Source organism: Achromobacter sp. Marseille-Q0513, assembly GCF_018195695.1.
In the GTDB taxonomy this organism is placed as follows: Bacteria; Pseudomonadota; Gammaproteobacteria; order Burkholderiales; family Burkholderiaceae_B; genus Achromobacter.
Genome location: NZ_JAGTJY010000360.1, coordinates 1 through 1,595, shown reverse-complemented (window position 1 = coordinate 1,595; position 1,595 = coordinate 1). Strand labels below are relative to the sequence as shown.

Sequence of the window (1,595 nt, the reverse complement as noted above, 5' to 3'; positions counted from 1 at the left end):
ATCCTGAGCTGCAGCGTCTCTTCCAGGGCGTGCAGCGCCCGGCGCGTGTCATCGAGCGGGAACACGCCGAACACGCGCAGCCTGGCGGCATCCGGAGACAGACGGATCACGCCGGGCTGGTAGGCGCGCAGGCGCGCCACCACTTCCGCCAGGCTGGCATCCTTGACACTGAGCATGCCGCGCCGCCAGCTGGCCTGCGCATCGTCGGCGCGCAGCCAGGCGGCCGTGTCATCGAATGCCGCCGTGCCGTGTCCGGGCAGGGCAAGGGGCCGGCCATGTCCGGGCATCAGCGTCAACGCGTGCTCGATGGCGCTGACCGTGGCGTAGGTCTCGTACAGGGTCACCGCCAGGCTCGCGACCAGGCCCGTGGCGCCGGCCTCGATATCGCCATGGCGGGTGCGTATCCGCAGCGGTCGGGCGTCGGCGCTGGCGGCCACGTGCAGTCCGCCCGCGCGCAGGACGATGAGGCGCTGCCTGGCGTCGTAGCGCACGTCGGCCGCCGAGCGCGCGTCGAGGGGCAGCTCGGAGCCGTCGTCCAGCGCGTAGCTGCGCCGTTCTGCGGTATGCGTGGCGTAGGTCGCGCCCAGGCCGGACAGCGGCACGTACCGGTCGACCGCCAGCGCGCCCAGCGCGGCGCCCGGCGCCAGCACGGCCAGCTTGAGCAGCTTGCGACGCCTGGCGCCGTGGTGCAGCAGCGCGGTCCGGGCTGCCTGTGTCAGCGCGGGCGCGGTGCTCGCGGCGTCGCGCAGCCGGGCCAGCGGCCGCGCCATGAGTCCATCGACCTCGGCCCAGGCGCGGGCATGCCCGGGATGCAGCGCCAGCCATTGTTCGAACGCGCGCTGGTCCTGGTCGGTGGCGCGCCCCGACGTCAGGCGCAGCATCCATTCGACCGCGCGTTCCGTCGCTTCGTCGACGCGCCGCGCCCCGCGGCCGCTCATGCGCCGAGCTCGCGGCGGGCGGCGATGCAGTGCAGGAAGGCGCGCTTCAAATAGCGTTCCACCGTGGCCAGCGACAGGCCCAGGGCGCGGGCGATGGCGGGTTGCGTCATGCCGTCCAGGCGATTGAGCAGGAACGCGTGTTTTACCGGCACCGGCAGGCCGTCCAGCAAGCGGTCGATTTCGGCGACGGCCTGCTTGAGCATGCATAGCGTTTCGGGCGAGGCGGCGACGGGCTCGGGTTGATGGGCCAGCGCCTGCAGGTAGCGGGCCTCGACATCCCGCGTCCGCCAAAGGTCTATGGTCAGGCGGCGCGCCAGCGTCAGCAGGTAGGCGCGCGGTTCGGCCAGGGGCGCGGGGCTGGGGGCGGTGAGGAGGCGGCAGAAGGTGTCCTGGGCCAGATCGGCCGCGTCGGCGCGGTTGGCCACGCGTCGCGCCAGCCAGCCGAACAGCCAGTCGTGATGTTCCGCGTAGAGCCGCTGGACGTGGTGATGCGCGGAGGATTCCATAGGCGGCGCGGGGCAGGCGGGATCGACGGAGAGTGGGGATTCAAATAAGAATAACACTCATTTGTGAGCGCGCCGGCGCCGCCGGGCCGGCGCGCCTCCCGGCAGCAGGCTAGCCGCCCATCAGCTTGCCCAAAGTCGCCATGCCCTGTTC

2 protein-coding genes are annotated in these 1,595 nt (G+C 72.4%); both read right to left on the bottom strand.

The features are described 5' to 3' along the window. Positions 1-938 (bottom strand): DUF4880 domain-containing protein (locus tag KDH83_RS30620; RefSeq protein ID WP_212322785.1); only part of this gene is annotated, 938 nt, incomplete at its 3' end. Then, the gene (locus KDH83_RS30615; RefSeq protein WP_212322782.1) at positions 935-1,444 is read right to left on the bottom strand and encodes a sigma-70 family RNA polymerase sigma factor; all 510 of its coding nucleotides are present in this window, start codon (positions 1,442-1,444) and stop codon (positions 935-937) included. The genes KDH83_RS30615 and KDH83_RS30620, both read right to left, overlap by 4 nt. Positions 1,445-1,595: the final 151 nt, after the last annotated feature.

Coding starts and splice junctions, on each gene's coding strand:
- KDH83_RS30615 (WP_212322782.1), bottom strand. CDS start 1,444: ATGGAATCCTCCGCGCATCACCACGTCCAGCGGCTCTACGCGGAACAT.